General features: G+C 60.9%; 5 protein-coding genes. 3 read left to right on the top strand and 2 right to left on the bottom strand.

Annotated features, from left to right (window positions below):
• Window positions 1–211 precede the first annotated feature (211 nt).
• The gene (locus ABX749_RS21510; RefSeq protein ID WP_145212679.1) at window positions 212–997 is read right to left on the bottom strand and encodes a TIGR00282 family metallophosphoesterase; all 786 of its coding nucleotides are present in this window, start codon (window positions 995–997) and stop codon (window positions 212–214) included.
• 258 nt (window positions 998–1,255) lie between these two features.
• Between ABX749_RS21510 and ABX749_RS21505 the strand changes: the two genes are divergently transcribed.
• Both ABX749_RS21505 and rpmA read left to right on the top strand, forming a co-directional pair.
• Complete coding sequence (locus tag ABX749_RS21505) at window positions 1,256–2,533, top strand: glutamate-5-semialdehyde dehydrogenase (protein WP_372897790.1); 1,278 nt, start codon at window positions 1,256–1,258, stop codon at window positions 2,531–2,533.
• Window positions 2,534–2,677: 144 nt separating this feature from the next.
• Window positions 2,678–2,923 carry a 50S ribosomal protein L27 gene (gene rpmA, locus ABX749_RS21500; protein ID WP_095738091.1) on the top strand — a complete coding sequence of 82 codons (246 nt, stop codon included), beginning with the start codon at window positions 2,678–2,680 and terminating at the stop codon, window positions 2,921–2,923.
• Between the two features lie 81 nt (window positions 2,924–3,004).
• Here the strand turns inward: rpmA and ABX749_RS21495 are convergent, their stop codons facing one another.
• Window positions 3,005–4,186 (bottom strand): Gfo/Idh/MocA family protein, encoded by a 1,182-nt coding sequence (locus ABX749_RS21495; RefSeq protein ID WP_372897789.1) that lies wholly within the window; start codon window positions 4,184–4,186, stop codon window positions 3,005–3,007.
• Window positions 4,187–4,630: 444 nt separating this feature from the next.
• On the opposite strand from ABX749_RS21495, the gene ABX749_RS21490 reads away from it, so the two are divergent.
• Window positions 4,631–4,977: hypothetical protein (locus ABX749_RS21490; RefSeq protein ID WP_372897788.1), on the top strand; the 347-nt coding region annotated here is incomplete at its 3' end.

Raw genomic sequence — 4,977 nt, 5'->3', positions numbered from 1 at the left:
TATCGCAGCTCAATTTCCAGGTAGTGGACGAGGCGACGAGTCCCCTGTCTCCAAGTAGTGGACGAGGCGACGAGTCCTCCGTAGTCGGCATATTGGCGACCGCCTACCCGAAAACGAACGTGCCGCAGAAACGCGGTCAGGTGCCAAAGTTGCGAAGCACCCTTGGGGCCATTTGGTTTTCCGCGTCTGCCCCCTTTTCCGCGCTCGTCTTCTAATTGACGATCACGCGCTGTTCGAATCGTTCGATCTTCACCGCGCGGCCTTCGGCGTCCGATTCGACGATCGCACCACACAGGCGGACATCACCGGTCGCGACGTGAAAGTGACAGGGTTCTGCGGTGCGAGTCGTGTGAGTGACCCGTTCGATGTCTCTTCCGATGATACTTTCGTAGGGACCGCACATCCCGACATCACATTGAAACGCGGTTCGGCCGGGCAGGATGCAGGTGTCCGCGGTGGGGACGTGGGTGTGCGTGCCAAGCACGGCGGTGACTTTTCCGTCCAGGTATCTGCCGAGGCACTGTTTGTCGCTGGTGGCTTCGGCGTGCACGTCGACCAAGATTTGATCGGTATGCGGTTCGATCTCGGCGAGCACTTCATCGAGTGCTTTGAAGGGACAGTCCACCGGCCGCATGAAAACGCGTCCCATGATGGAGACGATCGCCAGGGGTCGGCGTCCGCTTCGTTTGATCAGTGTCCAGCGGCGGCCGGAGGCTTCGTCGGGGTAATTGGCCGGTTTGACGATGCGATCACTTTTTTCCAGTGTGGTGACGATCTCTTTGCGGCGGAAGATATGATCGCCGAGAGTGACCCCGTCGATGCCGCTGTCGATCAACCGCTCAAATTGTTTCGGCATCAATCCCGAACCGTCCGAAGCATTTTCGGCGTTGGCGATCACGTAATCCAGGTCCAACTCTTCGCGGATCCGCTGGGTATATTGCAGCACCGCATTCATGCCGGGTTTTCCTACGATGTCTCCAAGGAATAGGAATTTCATACCGGCCGAATCGTTGCGGGTTGGAAAAAGGCGGACGTCGATTGCACGGCAGGGGGCCGCCCCTCCCGCACGGTCAAACGGTATCGGTGTCGCCGCCAGTCGTCAACGAGCAAGACTCCAAGTGACAGCGGTGGCGACCTGCGACGAATCGACGTGCCGGCCAATGGAGGTTCCTTCTCGGCACAGTTTGGCTATGGTGATAGTGTCCCGAGCACCCCTGCGTGATCCATTCCTTACTTTCATCACATTTTCACGTCCATGAACACGGCCGCGCCAACTCTCGACCTCGCCGCTTACTGCCGCGACACTGCGCAACGCGCCAAACAAGCCTCCGCGGAACTGGCCACCCTGGATGCGGAGATCAAGAACCGCTGGTTGAACGAATCGGCCGACGCCTTGGTCGATTCGGCCGACCAGATCATTGCCGCCAACGAATTGGATCTGGCCGCCGCGCCGGGATACGGATTGACCGATGCGGCCGTGGATCGGTTGAGGCTGAATCCGGACCGCATCGGTGCGATTGCGACGGCGCTCCGCGAAATCAGCATGTTGGCCGATCCGGTGGGCGAGGTTTTGGACGGGTTCACCCGCCCCGGAGGGCTGCAGATCCTGAAAAAACGCGTTCCGCTGGGCGTGGTGTTCTTCATCTACGAAAGCCGGCCCAACGTCACCGCCGACGCCGCGGCGATCTGCGTCAAGAGCGGCAATGCGGTGATCCTGCGTGGCGGCAAAGAAGCGATCCACAGCAGCCGCGCGATCGTCGACCTGCTGACCGCCACGGCGGAAACCTGCGGCTTGCCCGCGGCGGCTGTCCAATTGGTTTCGACGACCGATCGGGCCGCGGTCGGCGAATTCCTGTCCCTTCATGATTCGATCGATGTGGCCATTCCCCGCGGTGGCGAGGGGCTGATCCGCCGCGTGACCGCCGAGGCCACGATGCCCGTGATCAAGCATTTCGACGGAAACTGCCACGTTTACGTCGACCAGTCCGCCGACATCGACATGGCTAGCAACATCGTTCACAACGCCAAATGCCAACGGATGGGTGTCTGCAACGCCTGCGAGTCGCTGCTGATCCACGAGTCGATTGCGCCCTCGGCGTTGCCGGTCATTGCGAAACGTCTGCAAGCCGAATCGGTGGAAATTCGCGCCGATCAGGCGGCCGCGGCGTTGATCCCCGACAGCGTGCCCGCCACCGAAGCCGACTGGGGGACGGAGTACCTGGGGCCGATCATCAGTGTTGCCGTCGTCAAATCCATCGACCAGGCGATCGGGCACATCAATCGGTACGGCTCCCATCACACCGATGCCATCGTGACCCGCGACCTGGCGGCGGCCGAGGCGTTCACCGCAGGCGTGGACAGTTCCGCCGTGATGGTCAACGCGAGCACGCGGTTTAACGACGGCGGCGTGTTCGGGTTGGGGGCGGAGATCGGAATCTCTACCGACAAATTCCACGCCCGTGGACCGTGCGGATTGCGCGAGTTGACGACTTACAAGTACATCGTCAAGGGCGATGGCCAGATCCGCACGTGAGACAAACCTCCCCTCGGGCGGGGTGCCGTGGACGCTCCGTCGGCGAAATCTGCGCCATTCTGCCCCCGGAAACGGGTTGAAGTCGCGGGGAACTGTCGATATTCTCCTGGACCCCTAAAAAACTCAACGATTCAGGTCAATCAGATGGCACATAAGAAAGGTCAGGGATCCAGCCGCAACGGCCGTGATTCCAACGCGCAACGTCGTGGCGTCAAAAAATTCGGCGGCGAAGCAGTCAACGCAGGCAACATCCTGATCCGTCAGTGTGGCACCCGCTGGCGTGCCGGTCGCGGAGTCGGCCAGGGTAACGATTACACCCTGTTCGCTCTGGTCGACGGAAAGGTCGAATTCGACCAGAAAGGTCGTCGCATCAACGTCGTCTCGGCGTAGCAACGAGCGAAACCAAAGTGAGCGAGGCTTCCAGCCTGTCGACACCGAGCCGACAGGCTCCAACACCTCTCTCACGACCACCTATCCTGCTCCATCTTCGCCCGCGACATCGACCCATCGCTGCTCGCGATGGCTCTTCAGAATCGCTTCGCAGAGCAGGATTTCGCGGTGCCCCTCCTGGAATGTCGGGTACGGCGCCGGCCCGGACACCTCGCCGTTGGCGATCGAACCGTAGAAGCAACGAAACAATTGCTTGAAGGTATCGGGAAATCCTTCGTTGTGACCGCCGGGATAACTTGAGATCGCCGCGGCCGAAGCATCCATCAGTGCGGGGTCGCGAACCATGCATTCATTGGGCTGATCTCGGCTTCCGATCTCCAACCGATTAGGCGACTCGCTGTTCCAGACCAAGGACTGTTTAGCCCCGGCCAGTTCGTAGCGGAGGCAATTCTTTTTGCCGGCCGTCGTTTGCGAGACCCACAGGCACCCGTTTGCCCCGCCGGCGAACCGCAACAGAATCGCGCCGCAATCTTCCGTCGTGATCTCCACCGGTTCGCTTGCCGCCGCAGTTGGTCCATCGTCGCTGTTCGCGCCACCGGAATAGGTTTCCACTGATCCGGTCGGCCGCTGCCGCGTCGGGTGGACCGTTCGAAGATCGGCGCAGACGGATGTGATGTGCCGGCCGGTGATGAACTGGATCAAGTCCAGCCAGTGCGTGCCGATGTCGGCGACGGCTCTCAATTCCCCGCCGTCGGCAGCCAGCACGCGCCAGTTGAAATCGGTTTCCTTGAGCAGCCAGTCCTGGACGTAGGAACCGGTGACGTGCAACAGGTTTCCCAACGTGTCGTTGCGGACCCGCGCGGCCGCTTCGTGACACAGCGGATAGAACCGAATGTTGTACGCCACCGCCGCAGCCCGCCCGCTCGCTTCGGCCAGGCGCACCAGTTCGCCAGACTCGGTCGAGTTCATCGCCAGTGGCTTTTCACAGACGACATGCTTGCCCGCCCGCAACACCGCTTTGGCTTGATCGAAGTGCAACCGATTGGGCGTCGCCAGATGGATGCAATCGATCGACGGATCAGCCAACGCCTCTTCAAACGTGCCCAAATCCGTCGGCAACCCCAGACGCTCGCAAGCCGCCCGTGATTTTGCCGGCGTCGACCCCACGATGCCGGCAACCTGCACCCCGGCGCGGCGCAACGCTTCCACATGAACCGGCCCGATGAAGCCGGTCCCCACTACCACCGTTCGAAACGTAGCCATCGGTCACCCGCAACGCGTTGGAAATGAAAACCACGCCACACAGTGTGGCGCGTTCGCGCCGTCGGTTCCAGGTGAGGGGACGGCAGAAATGCGGAGAAAGAAGTACCCAGTACCCAGTACTCAGTACTCAGTACTCAGTACTCAGTACTCACAACTTGAAACTTGAAACTTGAAACTCGCAACCCGTCGCTCCGTCGCTCCGTCGCTCCGTCGCCAGGTGAATTTTGCGCTGTTTGCGGCGACCCACATGCGTGGATCACGCATGCGTGTTTGACACTGCGTGATGTGCGCGTGTGCCAAATAACACCCGCGTATGACACGCCCTCGCGGTGGGTGAGGGCGAACGCTCATACCAGCCGATGCAACAGGTGATGAGCAAATTCCTTACGCGGTTGTGAATGTTTTCCGCCGCCACCACCGACGCCAACGCACGAAGGCGAATTGATGATGAACCAACACGAAACCCCGATGGGTCTGCCCCCCGCTCCCCGCCCGGCCGTCTACGCGGCCAGCAAGGACGCCGGCTGGCTCTCGAAGGTCGGACAGGCGGCTCAAGCAGAGAACTGTCGTTTCCAAACCTCCTCTTCGATCACCTCACTGATCAATCAGGCCGCCGCCGATAGCGACGTCGCTTGCGTGTTGTTGGACTACGATCCGCGCATTCAACAATGGACCAGCATCGAGCAGCTGTTGTTCGAAAAGAACGTGGTCGCGCCGGTCGTCTTGGTCTTGGATGAATCGAGCGGCATGGCGGCCTCGGAAGCCGTCGCGCGGATCGCGCACGTCGTTGC

It is taken from the genome of Stieleria sp. (assembly GCF_041595215.1).
GTDB lineage: Bacteria > Planctomycetota > Planctomycetia > Pirellulales > Pirellulaceae > Stieleria > Stieleria magnilauensis.
The sequence above is the reverse complement of the archived record's forward strand: the minus strand, read 5'-3'. Positions and strand labels throughout refer to the sequence as shown.